Here is an 18,735-nt window from a genome sequence, read left to right on the forward strand (position 1 = left end):
CTCGTATACATATTAGTACAATCTGTACAAAATTGTTAGGGAGGAACTTTACTTATGAACCTAAAACACCCATGGCGTATGACCTCTGTAGCAGGGCTGCTGTCGCTACCCCTGTTGTTGTCCGGATGCAGTCTTTTCGGCAATGAGTCAGCATCTATTGACCCCCCGCCGTCCACGTTAGAGCAGTCCATGATCAAGGCCGTAAGCGGAAAAGCACCTGTGAGCACCGGGCAGCTGAGGGCTGTCTTTTTGCAAGATCATAACGGTTTGCTGGCTCCGGTATCTTTGCCGATTGCCACAGGTGATGTACAGGCAGATGCCAAGTCGGCGCTGGAAACCCTGGTTGAGGGGGGGCCGTATGCCGGATTATTGCCAGAGGGTTTCAAAGGCGTATTACCTCAAGGTACAGAAGTGAAGAGCGTGACAGTGGACAAGAACAACAAACTGGCTGTCGTCGAATTCAACAAATCTTTTGCCAACTATAAGCCGCAGGAAGAACGCAAATTAATGGAAAGCTTGACCTGGACCCTGACCGACCGCCCCGACATTAAAAACGTACAGATTTGGATGGATGGCAAAAGACTGAACGAAATGCCCGTTGACGGTACGCCGCTGGATCATCCGTTGACACGCGCAGTGGGCATTAATCTGGAGGTCGGTCAGGGTGCGACACCGCTGGATTCCAGTCCGGTCACGGTATATTTTTCATCGTCATCTCCTGCCGGAGTTCAATATTATGTGCCTGTCACACGGCTGGTCAACCCGGAGAAAGATCGTATCCAGTCCGCGCTGCATCAATTGATTCAAGGGCCGCAGACGAAGGACGGATTACAGGAAGTGATGACAGGGGAGACGGCGCTAAAATCAATAGAACGTTCCAAAGACAACGTAATTACGGTGTCGCTCTCGGATGATATGTTCGCCAAGGGTGAAGCTGTACCTGCGGAATTTCTGGAATCGGTCGTACTGACAGCAGCAGACAATTCGGGGGATGCGGCCAAAACGAAAATTCGGATTGAACTGAATGGCGAGAAAAGTGTTATTGGACAAAATAATCAGAATTATGGAGAACCTGTAGCCAAGCCGCAGCACATTAACGAAATTCCTCTTTAAGGGCGGAGAATCGTCCTTTGGGGTGCTTTTGCCTGCACACTTTGGTAAAATAAACATATAAGAACAGGTTGCATACGACGTAGGAGGAAAAAGCATGAGTAGATCTAACGGACGAAACGGTGATGAGCTGCGCCCGATGAAATTGACAGCAGGAGTAAACAAATACGCGGAGGGCTCTGTTTTTATAGAGGTTGGCGAGACGAAAGTCATTTGCACGGCTACTGTGGAAGAACGCGTTCCACCCTTCATGAAGGGACAAGGAAAGGGCTGGGTGACTGCAGAGTATTCCATGCTTCCGCGGGCGACTCATAGCCGTAACCAGCGCGAAGCCGCGCGTGGCAAGCTGACGGGCCGTACGATGGAAATTCAGCGTCTGATCGGAAGAGCGTTGCGTTCGGTTGTAAATTTGCAGGCGCTGGGTGAACGGACCATTACGCTGGACTGTGACGTTATTCAGGCGGACGGCGGAACGCGCACAACCTCAATTACCGGTTCATTCGTAGCGTTAGCGATTGCGGTCAATAAAATTGCCACCCAGCACAAGCTACCTGTTTTTCCCATTACGGATTTTCTGGCATCTGTCAGCGTAGGGGTTGTTGGTGAGAAAGCATTGCTCGATCTGAACTATGAAGAGGATTCCAAGGCCAAAGTCGATATGAATCTGGTGATGACCGGCAGCGGCAAATATGTTGAGCTGCAAGGCACCGGAGAAGAAAGTCCATTCGACCGTAACGAATTGGATCAGCTGCTTAGCTTGGGCGAACAAGGAATCTTACAAATGATCGAGCGTCAAAAGGAAGTGCTCGGACCGATTGCTGATAAGATCGGAGCCGGACGCACAGGGGCTGGAGTCTGATGCGACTGGATGGCCCGATTGTCATTGTCGCTACCAAGAATAAAGGGAAGATACGTGAATTTGCACATGCCTTTGCTCCGCTGGGCAAGGAAGTCAAAAGCATGTACGATTACCCCGACATTCCTGATGTCGTTGAGGATGGCAAGACCTTTGCCGAGAATGCGCTGAAAAAGGCCAAAGCGGTTGGAGATGCGCTGGGACTGCCCGTGCTGGCCGATGATTCCGGTCTGTGCGTGGACTTGCTGGACGGTGCACCGGGCGTATACTCGGCCCGTTATGCTGGAGAAGGTGCCAGCGATCACGAAAACAATATTAAGCTGCTCGATGTTTTGGAATCGAAGCAGCTTGGTGATGATACAGAACAGCCTTTGCTAAGTCCGGCTCAATTCGTCTGTACCTTAATTCTGTATAATCCTCAGACCGGGGAGACATTGGAATCGACCGGCTCGGTGGATGGCTGGATTACAACGGAAACCGCAGGCGGCGGCGGATTTGGTTATGATCCGTTGTTTTATTTGCCTGAGTTTGAGAAGACGATGGCCGAGCTGACGTTGGAACAAAAGCAGTCTATCAGCCATCGAGGGATAGCCCTGCGTAATTTGGCGACCAAACTGGGGAATCCGCAGAATTAAATCTCAGCAGGGTTCAACTATCAGATTAGGCCTAAAACAATAAAAGTCTATCCGCAGCTCATCAATTGCGGGTAGACTTTTTCTGTTATTCATCCACTCCAAATTACCCGTCGTTCCTGTTGTGAACTGCTGTAGCTGTTAGCTAATCCTATCGAATCGCTACTTTGTAGGTGCGCAGCCAGTTATCCACCTGAGTCAGGTATGCAAACAATTGGGGACCTGACATCAGCTGACCAAACCAGGGCAGATTGCTGGAAGCCTCTGGCGAGGCCGCGATATCACGCACCTTTTGCGCATCAATCAGCTTAAGCAGCGGGGAAGAGGAATCATCCAGCAGCTCCAGCGCCTGCTTTTTCACAGCGGCAAGATAGGAAGGGTTATGTGTTTTGGGGTATGGGCTTTTTTTACGGTACAGCACATCATCCGGCAATACACCCTCCAGCGCCTTTCGTAAGATACCTTTTTCACGTCCGCCTGTCATCTTAATGCTCCACGGGATGTTCCATACATATTGCACCAGCCGATGATCGCAGTATGGCACACGTACTTCGAGTCCGGCTCCCATACTCATTCGATCCTTGCGATCCAGTAGCGTAGGCATAAAGCGTGTGATGTTCAAATAGGACATTACGCGCATTTGCGCAGCTTTACCTGTTTCCCCCGACAGCTTCGGCACTTCTCCTATGGCCTCTGAGTATCGGTCATTCAAATACTCCAGCGGCTTGATCCAGTCCCGCACTTCGGGAGACAGCAGACTGGCTCTCATATCGGGAGCGACCGCCCACGGGAACGTGCCTGAGTTCAGCATATCCTCACGATGGAACCACGGATACCCGCCGAACACTTCATCCGCCGCCTCGCCGGAAATGGCAACCGTTGCTCCTTTTTTAATCTCCCGGCAGAAGAGATACAGCGACGAATCCACGTCCGCCATGCCGGGTAAATCCCGTGTTAGTGTGGAGTTGTTCAGAGCTGCTACGACTTCGGGGGTATCGAATTCGATCCAGTGATGGTTAGTGCCTAATTCATCCACCATGCGCTGAATCCAGGGGGCATCGGCTCCGGGCTGGAACGCATGGGCTTTAAAATGTTTGTCGTTATCTACATAATCGACCGAATACGTATCAACTTGTCCCTGCCCGGTACGCTTGTAATAATTGACGGCTAATGCGGACAGTGCGCTTGAATCCAGACCGCCAGATAGCAAGGTGCACACCGGAACGTCCGAAATGAGCTGCCGCTCCACCGTATCCAGCAACAGCTCACGTACCTTGAGCGCTGTTTGTTCCGTGTCATTCTCATGCGCAATGCTTTCCAGCTTCCAGTAGGTCTGAATATGCATGCCGTCGCGGTCGTAGGTCAGCGTATGCCCGGGGCGCAGCTCCTTCATGGACGAATAGACGCCGTGTCCGGGGGTACGTGCAGGCCCGATGATAAAAATTTCGGCCAATCCCTCGGCGTCAACGGCCGCTTCGACAGCAGGGTGTTGAAGCAGCGCTTTAGGCTCTGAGCCGAATACGAATACATCCTCATTGTGGCTATAAAATAGCGGCTTTACGCCCAGACGATCCCGCGCCAGAAATACCTGCTGCCGCCCACTATCCCAGATAGCAAACGCAAAAATGCCGTTTAATCGGTCCACGCATTCGGGGCCCCATTCGATATAGGCTTCGAGCAGCACCTCGGTGTCGCATTGTGTACGGAAAAAATGCCCGCGCTGCTGCAGTTCTTTTTTCAGCTCAGGCGCGTTATATATTTCTCCGTTATATACAATCGTATAAGTGATATCCTCAAGCTGCCGGATCATAGGCTGGGCGCCATTTTCCGGGTCCATTACGCTCAGTCTTCGGTGTCCGAAGGCACACGGGTTGGATATCCAGGTGCCTGCAGCATCGGGGCCGCGATTGGAGAGTGTTTGTGTCATATTCAGCAGCAGTCCCGATTGATGCATTAAGTCTCCGTTCCACTGTATGAAACCTGTAATTCCGCACATGCCTGTTCATCCTCTCTTTGTCGTGTTCATCCAGTGTTGGAATGAATCAAAACTAAATCTCCAGTTCATCAGTATATATGCCGAAAAGAAGCATAAAATGTCTGTCCGTTCCGAAAACTACAGATGGGGCAACCCGTCTACTCGCAAGAAAGGAGGGAGACCAATTTACTACATCAAGGACGCCAAAATACGTCGCTTCACTGAAATTGACGGTGTGCGCTGCGCAGAGGTAGAGGTGCGGCCCGGCGCGGCAGATGACCCGGAATTGCTGGTGTATATCACGGCGAATAATCAGCAGGACGGTCAAAATGACTATGACATGGTACGGATCATTCGCAATGACGCCGATTTGGAGCTGGATTGGTACGACAATAATCTGCACTCCGCATTTGAAGAAGTGACAGATAAGGCTTTTACCGATTCCACACACATTACCGCCGGTGAGGAACGGGACAAGTTTAAACGGGAATTGCTCTCCTACGGGCAGCTCAGCACGGAGTTTGCCAAGGAGTTCGGGGGATGAGAATTTGGTGTGCTATGCCTCGGCTTCTGTTGATCTGGACTCCGGCATCATCGCAGAATCAGCGTGAAAGGAGGGGGAAATCATAGACGGCAAAGCGAAATACAAGAAGAATAAAAGCAGCAGTTATATTCATAACAATGAGTTTGCGGAAGAAATGCTGGAGAAAAACGTAAGACATGAAGTACGTAGAAGTCCTAGACGCTTCGGCAATAAATAGGCAGGAAGAATAAGGTGTGATGATCCAGTAATCCAAAAAAGCCTCCACTTCCGGCTTAACAAGCGGAATGCAGGAGGCTTTTTTGGAGCTACGCAGCTTCACGGAGTGTCATAATCCCTTTGTAGATGTTGTAGACAAATACCCCGAGATAAACCACAACGAATAGCAGTACAAACCCGACAACAGAACCCGCATGATTGGCTGTTACAATAAAATAAAACAGCGGAATCGCCGCAATAATGGGGAAAATGTGCGATAAAATGGCTTTTTTGGCATGTCCCTGTACATATTCGTCTCGTACTGCAATCCACACGATGATCGGCAGCAGAAAAGGTGCAAAGAAAATGCTGAAATAACAAAGTGACGACAATAGACCTTTCACGGATCAACCCCTCCTTGTATAGCATGCTCTTTTGTACATAATACCCCGTTAGCGTCCAAATGATTCCTTTCACAGTATGTTTCCATGCAGGATGAAAAAATGCTTTTGACAGATACCCGAAATGTGATATAATAATTCATGCACTGAATACATAAGGTTTAATTGAATACCATTTTGTCCCAGTAGCTCAGCTGGATAGAGCAACGGCCTTCTAAGCCGTCGGTCGGGGGTTCGAATCCCTCCTGGGACGTATAGATAAAGCTTCCTATCTAGGAAGCTTTTTTCGTTCCAACGGGATGAGAACCCCTTTGGGGGGACGTCGGAGCATAAGCCTCGTTAGCATACACTTCGCAGTCTCGACCGTAGGGAGAGTATCCCTCCTGGGACGTACTATAAAAAGCTTCCTAATTCATATTAGGAAGCTTTTTTGTGTTCCAGCATGTTTGTCTACATTCAGTATGGAGCAAAATAAAAAACGGTCGTGACCCCATCATAATCGCAGGGAGACGACCGTTTTTCCGTAGTCTAGCATGGACAGCTTGTTTTATAAATTTACACCGTCGTCTTCGCCTTATTGGCAAAGAACTGTGGCAAATGCTCTTTATGTGCTTCCAGCAATTCATCCAGCACGGTTTGGGCAATGTCGCCGCTTGGAACGAGCGGATTCAGGGTGAAGGCTTGCAGTGCGGTTGCGTAGTCGCCAGTGACTGCTGCTTCAATCGTCAGCTCTTCCATCGCCTTCATGACTTGCAGCAGGCCGCGTTGTGCAGGCGGGAATTTGCCGAAGTTTACAGGCTCCGCACCATGCGCGCGAATGACACTGGTAATTTCGATAGCACTGTCATAAGGGACATCATCAATCGCACCGTTATTCCGTGTGCTCACTACCATCAGCGTGCCTTTGTTATTATAGATCGAATTAATAATTTCACAGGCTGCATCGCTGTAATGCGCACCGCCGCGTTTGGATAATTCCTCAGGTTTGTAGTCCAGATTCGGATCTTTATACAGTTCAAACAGACTCTCTTCGAGACGTTTGACGACTTGACCCCGAGTTCCTTCGTTTTTGGCTTCCTCTAATTCTTCCTTGAGCATGTTATCGGTCATGTAGTAATACCGATGGTAAGGACAAGGTAGCATTTTCAATTGACGAACCTGATCATACAGGAAGCGCATGTTCTTGATATTTTCAACGACCTTCTCCGGTTTTGCACCGGGCGCATACAGTCCTTCAATGACTTGCTCCGTTAATTCGGCCCCTGTTTTGTCAAAAATTCTGTGCCAGTGAAGGTGGTTAATGCCTGCAAATTTAAAGAATAGCTCTTCTTCCGGTTTGTCCAGCACGGCTGCTGCACTCTTGATGGCGCCAATCGGAACATTACATAATCCGATGACTTTGTCCCATTGACCATAACGAAGCACCGCCTCGGTGACCATACCTGCAGGATTGGTGAAATTAATCAACCATGCATTCGGACACAGTTCTTTCATATCTTCGACGATACCAAGGATAACGGGGATCGTACGGAAGGCTTTGAACATCCCGCCAGCGCCATTGGTTTCCTGACCGATCATACCGTGTTTTAATGGAATACTTTCATCTTTAATCCGGGCTTCAAGCAAGCCTACCCGAAACTGTGTCGTTACAAAATCGGCATCCTTCAAGGCTTCCCGACGATCCAGCGTCAAATGTACTTCGCAATCAATGCCTGCGGCCTTCACCATCCGTTTGGCCATAGCCCCTACGATTTCAAGCTTTTCGCGTCCTGCTTCAATGTCTACCAGCCACAATTCCCGAATGGGAAGCTCTGCATAGCGTTTGATGAAGCCTTCTACTAATTCTGGTGTATAGCTGGAGCCTCCGCCAATGGTTGCAATCTTTATGCCTTTTTTCATGGATAGTGCCTCCTGAGTATGTTTTTTTTAACCGCTTTCTTAAGCTCAATTTCACTGTAATCCCTGTAATGCATTACAGGTCAAGCGTTTTTAAAAAACTTATTTGGGAAAGGTGACAATTAGAGGACAGGACCATGAACATGCTAAAATAGAAAGAACGAGGTGAGAAATGTGGCGAATATTCATGAAATTGCAAAGCTCGCGGGTGTATCCTCGGCTACGGTGTCCCGTGTTATTAATAACCATCCGTACGTGAGTGAACCGACAAGACAGCGTGTGCAGGAGGTCATAGACCGACTGGATTATGTTCCGAATTTAAATGCGGTTTCATTAAAAAAGGGCATGACCAAGCTCATAGGGATTATTTCAATTTCTTTTAATGATTCATTGGGTTCATTCGTGCGTGGCTTTACAACATATGCTCAGGAGCATGGCTTTAATATAGCGCTGTTTATTACGAATGGAGTAAAGGATCGGGAGCTTGAAGCACTGGAAATGTTGCGGAGAAAGCAACTGGATGCTTTGGTGTGCATGATTCGTGTCAATGAGTGGAGTGTGATTGAGCATTACACCAAATATGGCCCAATTGTGACGTGGCAGCGGGTGAACATCGAGACGATTCCGTCCGTATTTATGGATCAGTATCAGGGGTATATGCTTGCACTGGAGCATTTGTATGCCAGAGGCTATCGCAGCATTGTGAATGTATATGGAAATATGAAGGGACTGAATACGAAGGAGCGCATTCGGGCCTATCATGATTTTTGCAAAAAATATGATCTGGACGCTGATGCCTTCCCGCATTTTTATGACTTGAATTCAATAGAAGCGGGTGAACAAGTTGCTCACTGGTGGGGAGAACAACCCCACAAGCCGGATGCTTTCGCTTGTTCTACCGATTATTTGGCTGCAGGCCTTTTGACCGAAGCACGTAGGCTTGGTGTTTCTGTACCGAGTGATGTTGCAGTAGTGGGCTTTGATAATACCGAAATTTCGCATTTGCTTGATTTAACCACCATTCATTACCCGATTGACAAGCAAGCGGAAAATGCATTCATTATGATTCGAAATGCCCTTGAGGAGCTTCATGAAGAATTACATCCTTTGGAGTTCAAATTAGTTGAGCGAGCGACGACTTAATAGCCTGGTTATTCTTTTACTATTGTTATTTATTTCTAAATTCATTATGGATTAAAAATAATCCTAAAATTAAAGCAAACATCCGAACAACAAATTCAACGCTTAAAAAGGTCCCAAAAGTGGATGAGTCAATAAAGAAGCGGCCAGTAATAATTACTGGTGAAAATATAATTAAAACACTTATAATAATTCTAATTAGTGAGCTCATTTTTTTATACCTCAATCCAATTTAGGTTAAAATATTCAGGAGTATTTTTTAGCATAGGATACACCCGTAATCTTGATCATTGAAAAGATTGAGGTCAACGAACCCTCAATCTTTTCAATGATTGTATTAAAATATAAGGTCATGTTCTCCATAATAGTATCTAAAATGATTGGATGAACTGGACACAGAAAAATTCAAACTTCCTACCCCACCAAGACCTATTGAGCCACCACCTGTTATAGTTGTGGTGCCGTTGTTGTAAAAATCTCCATTAACGATATAATGGATTTTATTGGCATGTTCCAAGTGCGATTCAACAGTACCAGAGAACTGCTTGCTTATTCCGTTATATGCTCTAACCAAATTATGAGAGATGATTTTGGTTATACCTCTGAATGATCCCCCTTCAGTTGTCTCACAATAAAATCTCATATAAGGAGTGTAGCCATTGGGCATCTCATGTAAAAATGATGATAATGTTCTATAGGTGGCTGTTGCTTCAAAATCACTTTTGCTTATTGCGCTTGCTTTGCTTTGACTTCTCAGTAAATCTGAAGCCTCATTAATAGATATTCCGTAATCATTGGAAATTTGTTTGGCCATTTCACTAAACGTTAATACATCACTTACTATTGTGTCCTTGGATGGGTTTTGAATATCAATAATTCCAATTTGATTGCCACTTTCCTCTACTGTGTTAGATTCAGCAGAGACGGGACTAATTGCAGCTAACATAATAATTGATACGAGAAGAAGAGAACCCTTTTTTTTCACTCTTAAAATCTCCTTTTTTTGTATTTTATATAAGCATCCTAATAAAGTAGATTTATTAAGATGATATATACCACTAGTATAAAAAGAGAGGGAATGAATATAGGATTAATTAAGAAATATGTATTGACGATTATTAAATGAATTGTGTTATATAGAAACATTTTCTATTTTACAGTATTTTTTTCCTTTTTCAAGTTTTTTTGAAATTCGATCTTATTTTTGGTAGTCGAAGCGTTTTTATTTGTAGCGAATGTTCTACTTACGCATCTTTCTATTGCTGCAAGCTTGGTCAACATTGCTGCTGATGATTTGCCGTGTCTTAAGTCGTATTCCAGCTTATCTTAGCCCTCATAATGCCACCAGCATGAAAGAGAGGAGTTTAAGTGTTTTTTGCACTTGCTACCACATAAAATACACCCTCGCAAACATAAAATGCGTGAGTGTATTTTATGATTAAACAGTTCATTGTTCTGTTATAATTCCGTTTATGCCTTTACTTATTTAAAATAGGTATTTCTCCAAGCAGCTTCTTCAAGTTAATAGAATCCCATGGCATATGCTCCGTTATACCCAAACCAACTACATCGGTTTCTTCAGATAGTGCTTTAATCAGATTAAGCAGTTGAGACATTTGCATGGTTCCTGCAGGAGAATAATTATAAGGTGCTTCTGGGTTGGCGAATAATAAAGAACGAAATGCTTTTGGGTCAAGCACATCTAAATCAAGATGAATAGCCAGGTGCTTAATGCCGCTTTCTTTAATCCACTCTCTTATAGATTCAGTACTGTTCGTTAACTCTTGGGTTCCAGCAGTTCTAATTCCAAGTCTTTGAATCACTTCTGTATCTGGTTCAGTGGGAGCTATACCTAATCTTTGAAACGCTTCTGAAATCACTTCTATTTCTTGCTCTGTAGGAACAGCTAATCCCGCGATAAAGACATTTTCAGGTTTCAGAGGGATTTTCACATGTTTTGCGAACTCCTCATCTCCTTCTCCCAACAGATTCCCGAGCGGTAATGTATGTCCGTTATCATAGCCCGCATATCTTACTAAATCACTGTGTGCATCGATCCAGATTAAACCTAATTCCCCGCCGTATCGTTCGTTTAAATAGGCAAATGGAGCTTGTTCGACCAAGCAGTCACCACCAAACATTACAATGCGATCTGGCTTATGAGCGTCAATGATATGCTGGGCAGCCTCTAATTGTTCAAGTAGCTGTGTTCTCCCATTCATACCGTTCTCATTATCAAGCGGAGTTCCATCATAAACTTGAACTGGAACATGAATAAGGGGTTGATTATTGTCCGGAGCTAGCCAAGCAAGCAGTTCGGCTCCAAAAGAGTAGTTAGGATTGTTTCCCCCTTGCCATTGTGGCATTAACAGGCGTATTGTTTTTGACATGTTTTTCTCTCCTTTACTTCAAAGTACGGTTAGTATAAACTGAACGCAAATAAAAACGTAGTACGCACTTTTTTGAAAGGTACTACCCGAAAGGATAGTGTAAATATGAGCATGGCTGAATTTAAAGGTAAAGTTAAAAATATTCAAGATACACCTTTTGGATATACAGTGTCAGTTATCGGTGGTAAATGGAAAATGGTTATTATTTACCTCCTGGCCGAAAACCAAACGGTTCGCTTTAATGATCTGAAAAGACAGATCGGAGCTATTACTTATAAAACATTGAGTTCGCAACTAAAAGAATTGGAAGCGGATGGTCTGGTGAATCGGAAAGAATATCCTCAAGTTCCCCCTAAAGTCGAGTACAGTCTCACAGATAAAGCGGAAACACTATTACCTGTTTTGGAAGGGTTATGCGAGTGGGGGACCAAAAACCAAACTAATTAAATCCAGTTTTCAATGTGACCAGTAAGTGCTCTGGCATCGTGTCAAAAACCAAATTTCACCACAGTACGGTTATTTAAAACTGGCTAATGTTTGTTTAGAAAAGTTGTTTCAATTGATGTGGGCTTACAATATACCAAAAAAGTGGGTGAAATATTAGATGGAAATTGATGAAAATATAAGTGTGGTTCCTTACGATGAAAAATGGAATACTTTATTTCAAAGCGAAAAGGCAAATCTTTTGAAGGCTTTCGGAGAAGACGTTATTGATATACAGCACTTCGGAAGCACATCTGTACAAGGAATGATTGCAAAACCGATTGTTGATGTCTTGATTGGTGTAAAAACGCTTGAATTGAACAACTCTGTCATTAACAATTTAATAGGACTGGGTTATGAAGGATTCGGAGAAATTGGTGTGGGGAGATTATATTTTCGGAAGCGGCAAGAATATTCCTTTAATCTTGCTGTCGTTATTTGGAACGGAGAGCAATGGGTGAATAATCTTCTCATCAGAAATTATTTAAGAGATAATCCAGATGTAGCTAAACATTACTCTGAAAAAAAGCTCAAATCCATAAAGAAAGGGTATGCTACATTACTTTCTTACTCGGATGAAAAAGCCGATTTCGTATACAATTTACTCGAACAAGCAAAGAAAAGCTTTGAATAGTAGTGTAGCTCTCCAATATACTTTGGCTGGTTACTCGCATCTGTATCATACATTGTATAAAACTGACACAATGCAAATTGTACTTCCACGTTGGATAAAATAACTTCTTCGACATCCTGACTTTCAAACGGAAATTCGTTTAAAGTCACTCCGCTTTCCAAAATTCTTCTAACCAATACGTTATTGTTTTCGATGAAATAAACTTCTTGTTGTTTTGTCAATCATACAGTAGGCTCCTTTGAAAAAAGAATATTGACGCATGTTAATATTTGGAGGAAAGTTGAGCTTGGATTACAAATTTCGGATTATTTGTATGAAGGGTGGTTATGCCTTGGAACATACACCTACGATTTTAGCGGAGCTGGAGGATTATTTGCAGCGAAATGATGTAACGCTGGCACAATTTGCAGAACATTCTGGTGTTCATCAAAGAACGCTCAATAATTGGATTCTTAAGCATCGTCCTGTTGCTGTACATCAGTTGGATCGAATCACACTGGCAATGGGATTACCAGAGGGCTATTTTTACGACCGATACATAGAACATTACATTATTGAACGTTCCCCGGATTGGCGGCGTATTGAACCGGTATTGTTTCGCTGTGTGGAATTGGACAAGCTGGAAGCGATTAAGCGTATTGTTGGGCATATTATGGACAACCTACTTTATTCCCCGAAGCTGTTTGATGCGGCAGAAACATTATTCGCACAAGATCGGCATGCTGCTGCGCTGTTGCTCTATGAGGGGGTTGCGGAAGCAGAAAAGTACCAGCACTCCGAGAGATTAGCCATCTGTCAGTATCGCATATTCACACTTCAGGTTGGGGCCGATCAGGAGCGGAATTTACAAGCAGCGCTTCAATTCCAATCGTTTGTCAAACGACTCGATGATGTAGACCAACTGGAAGGAATGGTGGATTTAGTTAACGCATTTCGATCATTGCGTCGTTGGGATCGTGTCATGGAAGTTGCTAAGGATTTAAAGATTTTAGCCGAAGCTCAATACTCCATGGCACATTTTCTGAAAAAAGAACAACATAAGAAGCCTTTGCGACCGTTATTTTTTTATGTAGCTTTCAGTAATTCACTTATTGGAGGTGCTTATTATGAGCAAGGAAACTATGCGTTAGCTTTGCAGGCAGCCTATGAATCTGTTGATTTGGAATGGGTGAAAGAGACTGATAGCGAGACGCTGCGCTGGAAAAAGCTATTTCAGGAGTGGGGCGAGGCTAATATGTGCCTGACCAAGCTCATGGCTGGAGATAGAGAGGTACTTCCAGTATATGCTGATCTTATTGCAAGGAAGAAAGATGAACTTCTTCCGGGGCTATGGAACATTATGATCGCAGCCAATCGTTATAACATAGACGTAGATGATATTCTAACTCGATTTGAGCGGGAAATTTCAAACATACATGGTCAAGGAGGAAAACAAACCAATGACCAACAAAATATTGACGATCAGCTTGTTGGTTTTTTGAGTGAAGTGGCTGTCTATTATTTATCCAAAGGCAAGTACGAAGAAGGTTTCCAGATTCTATTAGACAGCATGAGGAAAACAACTATACTAATTGATAAAAGCTTTATTTTTAAGTGCATGAGCCTATTACATAGTCGATTAACTCAATAGCTTAATGAGGATATTTTCTACTGTTAATCAGGGGTATCTAACGAGCTCAAGTGTACTGGTGCTATAGGAACTCTTAAAATATCAGTATCTTTTGGGGGATGTGTTATTTTGGCTGTTGAAGTCATTTTATTAATAGCGAATATTCTACTTATTCTTCTTTCAATTGTTGGTATTGTGCTACTTATGGGAATATTGTACAGGGTGTATACTTTACTCGGATTACTTATTGCTGAGAAAAAGGATAAAAGAAATCAAATTGTACAAAACTAGTTTATTACCAACACTGCGCCTCATTTCGACTTTATTAGTGGAAATGAGGCTTTTTTGCGTGAGAATTGGAGTCTTCGATTATGCGAACTTTTAGGATGGTCCATTTTTTTGAGGAGCATTATTCACAAATCCAAGAAACGTCCTTTTATTCTAAATTATGACATAGAGGAGGGGATCACGCTGATGAATCAAGGTGTGACTTTACTTCATGTCGAGCGAGCCAGGAGGAAACTGTACCAAGTCCAGAAAAAGTATGGATTTTTAACACATCCTAAAGTAGTTGAACAATCCAAGAAGTTAGATGATTTGTTAAATCATTACCAAACATGCAAATCAGAATCTTAAGCTTATGAATGTATTACATGCTGCAACATACTACGATTATAAAAACTAGTGTGGAGGTCATAAGGTTGAATCGACGAAATCCTGTAACCCCTTTTGGATGGGAGATCAAACAAAAATTGATCGAGAAAAGAATGGATCAGAAAACGTTTTGCACTACATATCAGATTCCGGCTTCCAGATTGTCCAATCTCATTCACGGGACACGCAAGGCCAAAAGATACAGAAAACAAGTATCCGAATTGCTTGGAATTGAAGAAAAATGTATGTTATCTATTTTTGAAAGCTCGGTCTGAACATAAGTATTAATAAAATCAATAACTCCAATCAAATCCCTGGGAAAGAATAAGAGAAAGGAGAGGCGTTCTTCTTCCTAAAATGTAATGAAAAAGAGAGCCTAAAGGATGCGTGGTATTTTGATGTGCTGGGGAAGTATTTTAACGGGCGTTCGCATACGGCTACTATAGAGCTGTCGGCGCCTTAATTGAGTTGCAAAAAACGCATAACATTTTTTCGTGTCATGTGTTTTTTGATAAGGTTTGATGCATTATTTCCGCCAAAAATTCGTATATTCTGCTTTATCCTGAATATTAAATTCAATCATTTTCTCAAGCAATTCGTAATTTACCGGCTTATTCCACGGAATTCGAAACAAGCCTTTGGTAGCGCTGTAGCCAGCTTGTGCAATGTCACCGGTAAAGTGCGCAATACCTACTTCTTCGGGTGAAACGCTCAAGTGATGCTTCGCTGTGGAAAAGCCGATGATAAATGTGCCGTGATCGGAAAACATTGGCGTATTCCACTTGATTTGCGGTTCCAAATTTGGGAATTTATCAGCAACCCACGCCAAAATTCCCTCTGTTCGGTCGCGGTGGTCGGGGTTATCGATACCTGCCAAATATTTCACAAAAACTTCCATGTCTTCCTCCTTCGATATTATTCTATTGTCGCCAAAAATTCGAATTCTTAGCCTTACCCTTGATATTAAATTCAATTATCTTCTCAAGCAATTCATAATTAACTGTTCAGTCTATTGAACTCGGTACAAGCGTGAAAAAGCGTGTAGCCAGCTTGTGGGTCGCCTGTACCTGGGCACGATGGCGAGATGTGCCGACTATTATCCTTCCTAGTCCTCGGTGTACACCTGGTTTCACTTGCCTTGGTTAAGACAAGCGGTCATTTTTAATTTTTTTACACCAAAATTTATTTGAATAAATCTTGTATTAATTTTCCATTTTACCCGCTAACAATTTCATATGAAACAATGCTATTTTTAGGATTGGCTGAATTGTATTTATAAATTACTATATTTTTCTCTCCTAAAATGGTTAATTCAAGTTTTCTTTCTTGTTTTGATCTTATAGTGATCCAGTACGAGTCGGACGAGGGGGAACTTGAATTGGATTTTTTTAGCTGTACTTGCGAAAATTCATTTAATATTTGATGAATTACTTTAGGATCTGACACGGTTATCTTTCTTTCGTTTGTAGAATTATCATCTGATTTAATGACTTCAATTGTATCAATCTCTTCCAAATTTACTTGCCCCAAAGCCGCTTCCTTAAAGGTTATAGTCGTTTTAGATGCAAAAATGACTCCTATAACAACGATTACTACAAAAAGGATTATGAAACTTAGCACGTATTTTTTTTGTATTTTCATAAATACCTCCTTATAAAATGAATTATGTACAGCAGTAAACATACAAAAAGAGGGGCAGATCAATTCCGTTCTTTTTGTATGATCTCTTTAAAAGTTATGCCGCTGTAAATGAGGAATTGGGATTCTCCAATTAGAAAAAGCGACTTATACCACCATGTTTCTTGTGAGATAAATAAAAATAGGATAATTCCGAATGAGATCATAAGCATTATCAGTTCTACAATCGTATCAGTTATAATACTGGTCCTATGATTATTCTGGTATTTTTCGTACATCGTCCGACTAATCAAACGGATGGCGTATGCACCCATCAACCAATCATAAATATAATGGGGTGGATTATTATATATAATTCGCACTATTAAGGTAGCCAAGAAAATTATCAAAATAAGAAAAATTGGATTCTTCAGCTTCTTCAGCATAGTTTTCTCCCCTCACTCCATTTACAATTATTATACAATATCAGTGTGCAGATCGTCGGAAGCCTTCACGAATATACGAGCGAAAAAGGAAGGAGTTGTTAAGTATGACTACTGCTCTGATTATAGTAATAGTGGGTATCATTTTTTTCGTCGCGCTTTTTACTTTTTTGCTTATTACTATCAAAAGGTGGATCAATAGGGATCGGAACAAGATGAATTAATCAATTTGGAGTTCTTATGGCTGATCTAAGGGCCAGTATGCACCGCTGGGTCGCTCTACTCATGTTGATAACTAGAGCGCCTGTGCTGGGGGAAAGTTCCCCTGCCAGGGCGCTCAATATTCCTGGTGCTCACTATCGTCGCGGCCCACGGAGCGAAGGGCCTTGCTAGATTGTGCATAAAAGGGACCTGGAAATAACGACTCGCTGTAAAATAAGGAGGAACTTATGAAATTCGTTGAGATAATAACTGTAGGAGCGATAGTAGTGTTGACGATTTCAGGGTGCAGTAGTAAAACTGAAACTCCAAGTTCAAATCAACATCTGCCTCAGAACGAAGTGGAGAATATTGGGATAAACCAGTCAAAGAAAAGTGTACAAGGCAAGGCAACTATAGAAACATCTAAAGCAACTGACAAAAAGGTGAATACCATAGATTATTCACAGTATTATAATAACCAAGACGAATCTAAGGTTGTAGTTTCGGGACAGCAGATTGTATGGAAAAATAAAGATGTTACTTTCACAGCAAAATTAACCAAGGCTAAGGGAAGAGAAGCCGCCGAAGCTAATGAAGTTGTGGATTCCATGAAAATAAAAAGTAAGCGCGGAGAGCAACTCGTTAAGCTCAACCCACGACCTTTGAGAGTTAACTCACTTTCCTTATCCATAAGCAACCGGGTATCTCTCGATGTAAGCGATCATGAGGGGAGTAGACTTATACTAATTAATTTATCCGATGGGACTCAAACTATTGTAAATATGTTTAAGACGAATAACGACGGAGCGGGGAGTGAAAAGATTGATGCATATAACTGGTCACCTGATGGGAAAAAGATTGCGTTTGGAATCGGTGATCTAGGTTCAAGTTATATCGCAGTATACGATGTAGAGCGTAAGATCTATACGCAAGTGTCTGATAAGGATTTTATACTGATCTCCTCTATAGTTTGGCATAAAGATGGGAAAAGCTTTGATTTTGTGAGTAAAGGTGAAGTTTCTCCACAAGCAGTGCTCTATACTTACTCAGAAACACAAAATTCTATTTTAAAGAGGGATTCTTTATCTAAGAATGATGAGCAGAAACTATTTCAATTAACACCGAAATTTTGATTGGGGCATATTAGTACTAAGTTCTACATAAGTCCAGGGTGCGTAAGTCTAGGTGCATTTACTATTTAGAGCTGTACCAAACCATTTTTAATTTTAGTGTAATTACAAACTACCGTCGATTCAATTAGTTATCAATAGTGAGGTCGTTAATTCGGATACTCTACCCGTTTCCGTCGCAGGGAGAACTATGGTTTCTTTGGCTTCATTGAAGCCGCTAAAGCTTTATTTAGTCTGGAATGCTGACAAGAAGACGGTGACTGTCAGAAAAAACACTTACTTTGGATGTGCCTGCCCAATTGAACAAGAAGCGAGTTGTTGTGCCTTTGCGTTTTATCAGCGAAGCCTTAAAAGCAGAGGTGGAGTGGAAAGCGGAGACGAACTATGCCGAGATCGTCTGCACCTTGCAGACGACTCTTATATGGGTCCCGCCGATCTTTGGGCTCTTATCATGTGACCATAACTGGGTGTTTACCATATAGTGTTATTGTCTATACATCAAAACAAGACAGGGAGTGTATATTTTGTACAATACAGATTTTTACCGCGATATGTATATGTGTAACGACCCTAATCAACTTGCTGGTCAAAATTTTGTAAAGGCGGAGCATTTTGAACGTATGAAAATGGCTAACGCGAACAATCCAGTGTTGTATTTTCAGTTTGCCGAACGAGAATATTATCACAAAGCCCTTGCGCATCACTATCAAGGAATTGCTCATGCTGCTGAGAAGTAGCAAATTTATTTTAAGTCAAAATCGAAAATAAATTGGGCAGCGGGAAGCGATTATTCCGCTCCCCATTTTTGTGTTATCCAAAAATTAT

Annotated in this window: 20 protein-coding genes and 1 tRNA gene; 14 read left to right on the top strand and 7 right to left on the bottom strand. The window is 42.8% G+C overall.

Annotated features, from left to right (window positions below; translation table 11 throughout):
• Positions 1 to 54: 54 nt before the first annotated feature.
• The 3 genes from KQI_RS0116775 (at position 55) to KQI_RS0116785 (ending at position 2,601) form a co-directional block, all read left to right on the top strand.
• The gene (locus tag KQI_RS0116775; RefSeq protein WP_010347999.1) at positions 55 to 1,113 is read left to right on the top strand and encodes a GerMN domain-containing protein; all 1,059 of its coding nucleotides are present in this window, start codon (positions 55 to 57) and stop codon (positions 1,111 to 1,113) included.
• 94 nt (positions 1,114 to 1,207) lie between these two features.
• The gene (gene rph, locus KQI_RS0116780) at positions 1,208 to 1,969 is read left to right on the top strand and encodes a ribonuclease PH (protein ID WP_010348000.1); all 762 of its coding nucleotides are present in this window, start codon (positions 1,208 to 1,210) and stop codon (positions 1,967 to 1,969) included.
• A complete protein-coding gene (locus KQI_RS0116785; RefSeq protein ID WP_010348001.1) occupies positions 1,969 to 2,601 on the top strand; it encodes an XTP/dITP diphosphatase in 633 nt (210 codons plus the stop codon). Before rph ends, KQI_RS0116785 begins: the two co-directional genes overlap by 1 nt.
• A 148-nt stretch (positions 2,602 to 2,749) precedes the next feature.
• Here the strand turns inward: KQI_RS0116785 and asnB are convergent, their stop codons facing one another.
• Positions 2,750 to 4,594, bottom strand: coding sequence for an asparagine synthase (glutamine-hydrolyzing) (asnB, locus tag KQI_RS0116790; protein WP_010348002.1), 1,845 nt, complete (start codon positions 4,592 to 4,594; stop codon positions 2,750 to 2,752).
• Positions 4,595 to 4,757: 163 nt separating this feature from the next.
• Between asnB and KQI_RS0116795 the strand changes: the two genes are divergently transcribed.
• Positions 4,758 to 5,117: a hypothetical protein gene (locus KQI_RS0116795; protein WP_007431790.1), complete on the top strand. Its 360-nt coding sequence runs from the start codon at positions 4,758 to 4,760 to the stop codon at positions 5,115 to 5,117.
• A 305-nt stretch (positions 5,118 to 5,422) separates the two neighbouring features.
• Here the strand turns inward: KQI_RS0116795 and KQI_RS0116805 are convergent, their stop codons facing one another.
• Positions 5,423 to 5,716 carry a magnetosome magnetite crystal formation protein family gene (locus KQI_RS0116805; protein WP_010348005.1) on the bottom strand — a complete coding sequence of 98 codons (294 nt, stop codon included), beginning with the start codon at positions 5,714 to 5,716 and terminating at the stop codon, positions 5,423 to 5,425.
• A gap of 176 nt (positions 5,717 to 5,892) precedes the next feature.
• Between KQI_RS0116805 and KQI_RS0116810 the strand changes: the two genes are divergently transcribed.
• A tRNA-Arg gene (locus KQI_RS0116810) sits at positions 5,893 to 5,966 on the top strand.
• 302 nt (positions 5,967 to 6,268) lie between these two features.
• Here the strand turns inward: KQI_RS0116810 and KQI_RS0116815 are convergent.
• Positions 6,269 to 7,612, bottom strand: a complete 1,344-nt coding sequence (locus tag KQI_RS0116815; RefSeq protein ID WP_010348006.1) for a 6-phospho-beta-glucosidase — start codon at positions 7,610 to 7,612, stop codon at positions 6,269 to 6,271.
• Between the two features lie 171 nt (positions 7,613 to 7,783).
• Here KQI_RS0116815 and KQI_RS0116820 point away from each other — a divergent pair, with 171 nt between their 5' ends.
• Complete coding sequence (locus KQI_RS0116820) at positions 7,784 to 8,752, top strand: LacI family DNA-binding transcriptional regulator (RefSeq protein ID WP_010348007.1); 969 nt, start codon at positions 7,784 to 7,786, stop codon at positions 8,750 to 8,752.
• 334 nt (positions 8,753 to 9,086) lie between these two features.
• Here KQI_RS0116820 and KQI_RS0116825 read toward each other — a convergent pair whose 3' ends face one another.
• Both KQI_RS0116825 and KQI_RS0116830 read right to left on the bottom strand, forming a co-directional pair.
• Entirely contained in the window at positions 9,087 to 9,734 is a 648-nt protein-coding gene (locus tag KQI_RS0116825; RefSeq protein WP_010348008.1) for a hypothetical protein, read from the bottom strand.
• Between the two features lie 493 nt (positions 9,735 to 10,227).
• Positions 10,228 to 11,139, bottom strand: coding sequence for an arginase family protein (locus KQI_RS0116830; RefSeq protein ID WP_010348009.1), 912 nt, complete (start codon positions 11,137 to 11,139; stop codon positions 10,228 to 10,230).
• Between the two features lie 105 nt (positions 11,140 to 11,244).
• On the opposite strand from KQI_RS0116830, the gene KQI_RS0116835 reads away from it, so the two are divergent.
• From KQI_RS0116835 to KQI_RS27070, 5 genes are all read left to right on the top strand, one after another.
• Entirely contained in the window at positions 11,245 to 11,586 is a 342-nt protein-coding gene (locus tag KQI_RS0116835; RefSeq protein ID WP_010348011.1) for a winged helix-turn-helix transcriptional regulator, read from the top strand.
• Between the two features lie 157 nt (positions 11,587 to 11,743).
• Positions 11,744 to 12,256, top strand: a complete 513-nt coding sequence (locus KQI_RS0116840) for a GrpB family protein (protein WP_010348012.1) — start codon at positions 11,744 to 11,746, stop codon at positions 12,254 to 12,256.
• 331 nt (positions 12,257 to 12,587) lie between these two features.
• Positions 12,588 to 13,886 carry a helix-turn-helix domain-containing protein gene (locus KQI_RS27065; protein ID WP_050543723.1) on the top strand — a complete coding sequence of 433 codons (1,299 nt, stop codon included), beginning with the start codon at positions 12,588 to 12,590 and terminating at the stop codon, positions 13,884 to 13,886.
• A 453-nt stretch (positions 13,887 to 14,339) separates the two neighbouring features.
• Positions 14,340 to 14,501, top strand: a complete 162-nt coding sequence (locus KQI_RS28035; RefSeq protein WP_010348015.1) for an aspartyl-phosphate phosphatase Spo0E family protein — start codon at positions 14,340 to 14,342, stop codon at positions 14,499 to 14,501.
• Positions 14,502 to 14,566: 65 nt separating this feature from the next.
• Positions 14,567 to 14,794 (top strand): hypothetical protein, encoded by a 228-nt coding sequence (locus tag KQI_RS27070; RefSeq protein ID WP_010348016.1) that lies wholly within the window; start codon positions 14,567 to 14,569, stop codon positions 14,792 to 14,794.
• A gap of 251 nt (positions 14,795 to 15,045) precedes the next feature.
• Here KQI_RS27070 and KQI_RS0116865 read toward each other — a convergent pair whose 3' ends face one another.
• Positions 15,046 to 15,417 carry an iron chaperone gene (locus KQI_RS0116865; protein WP_010348017.1) on the bottom strand — a complete coding sequence of 124 codons (372 nt, stop codon included), beginning with the start codon at positions 15,415 to 15,417 and terminating at the stop codon, positions 15,046 to 15,048.
• A 317-nt stretch (positions 15,418 to 15,734) separates the two neighbouring features.
• On the bottom strand, positions 15,735 to 16,160 hold the full coding sequence (locus tag KQI_RS0116870; RefSeq protein ID WP_010348018.1) for a DUF5301 domain-containing protein: 426 nt from the start codon (positions 16,158 to 16,160) through the stop codon (positions 15,735 to 15,737).
• Between the two features lie 868 nt (positions 16,161 to 17,028).
• On the opposite strand from KQI_RS0116870, the gene KQI_RS0116885 reads away from it, so the two are divergent.
• From KQI_RS0116885 to KQI_RS0116895, 3 genes are all read left to right on the top strand, one after another.
• Positions 17,029 to 17,913 (top strand): PD40 domain-containing protein, encoded by an 885-nt coding sequence (locus KQI_RS0116885; protein ID WP_010348022.1) that lies wholly within the window; start codon positions 17,029 to 17,031, stop codon positions 17,911 to 17,913.
• 296 nt (positions 17,914 to 18,209) lie between these two features.
• Positions 18,210 to 18,392 carry a stalk domain-containing protein gene (locus tag KQI_RS29340; protein WP_241763937.1) on the top strand — a complete coding sequence of 61 codons (183 nt, stop codon included), beginning with the start codon at positions 18,210 to 18,212 and terminating at the stop codon, positions 18,390 to 18,392.
• 33 nt (positions 18,393 to 18,425) lie between these two features.
• Positions 18,426 to 18,647, top strand: a complete 222-nt coding sequence (locus KQI_RS0116895; protein ID WP_241763939.1) for a hypothetical protein — start codon at positions 18,426 to 18,428, stop codon at positions 18,645 to 18,647.
• The last annotated feature ends 88 nt before the right edge of the window (positions 18,648 to 18,735 follow it).

This window comes from Paenibacillus peoriae KCTC 3763 (assembly GCF_000236805.1).
Lineage (GTDB): Bacteria > Bacillota > Bacilli > Paenibacillales > Paenibacillaceae > Paenibacillus > Paenibacillus peoriae.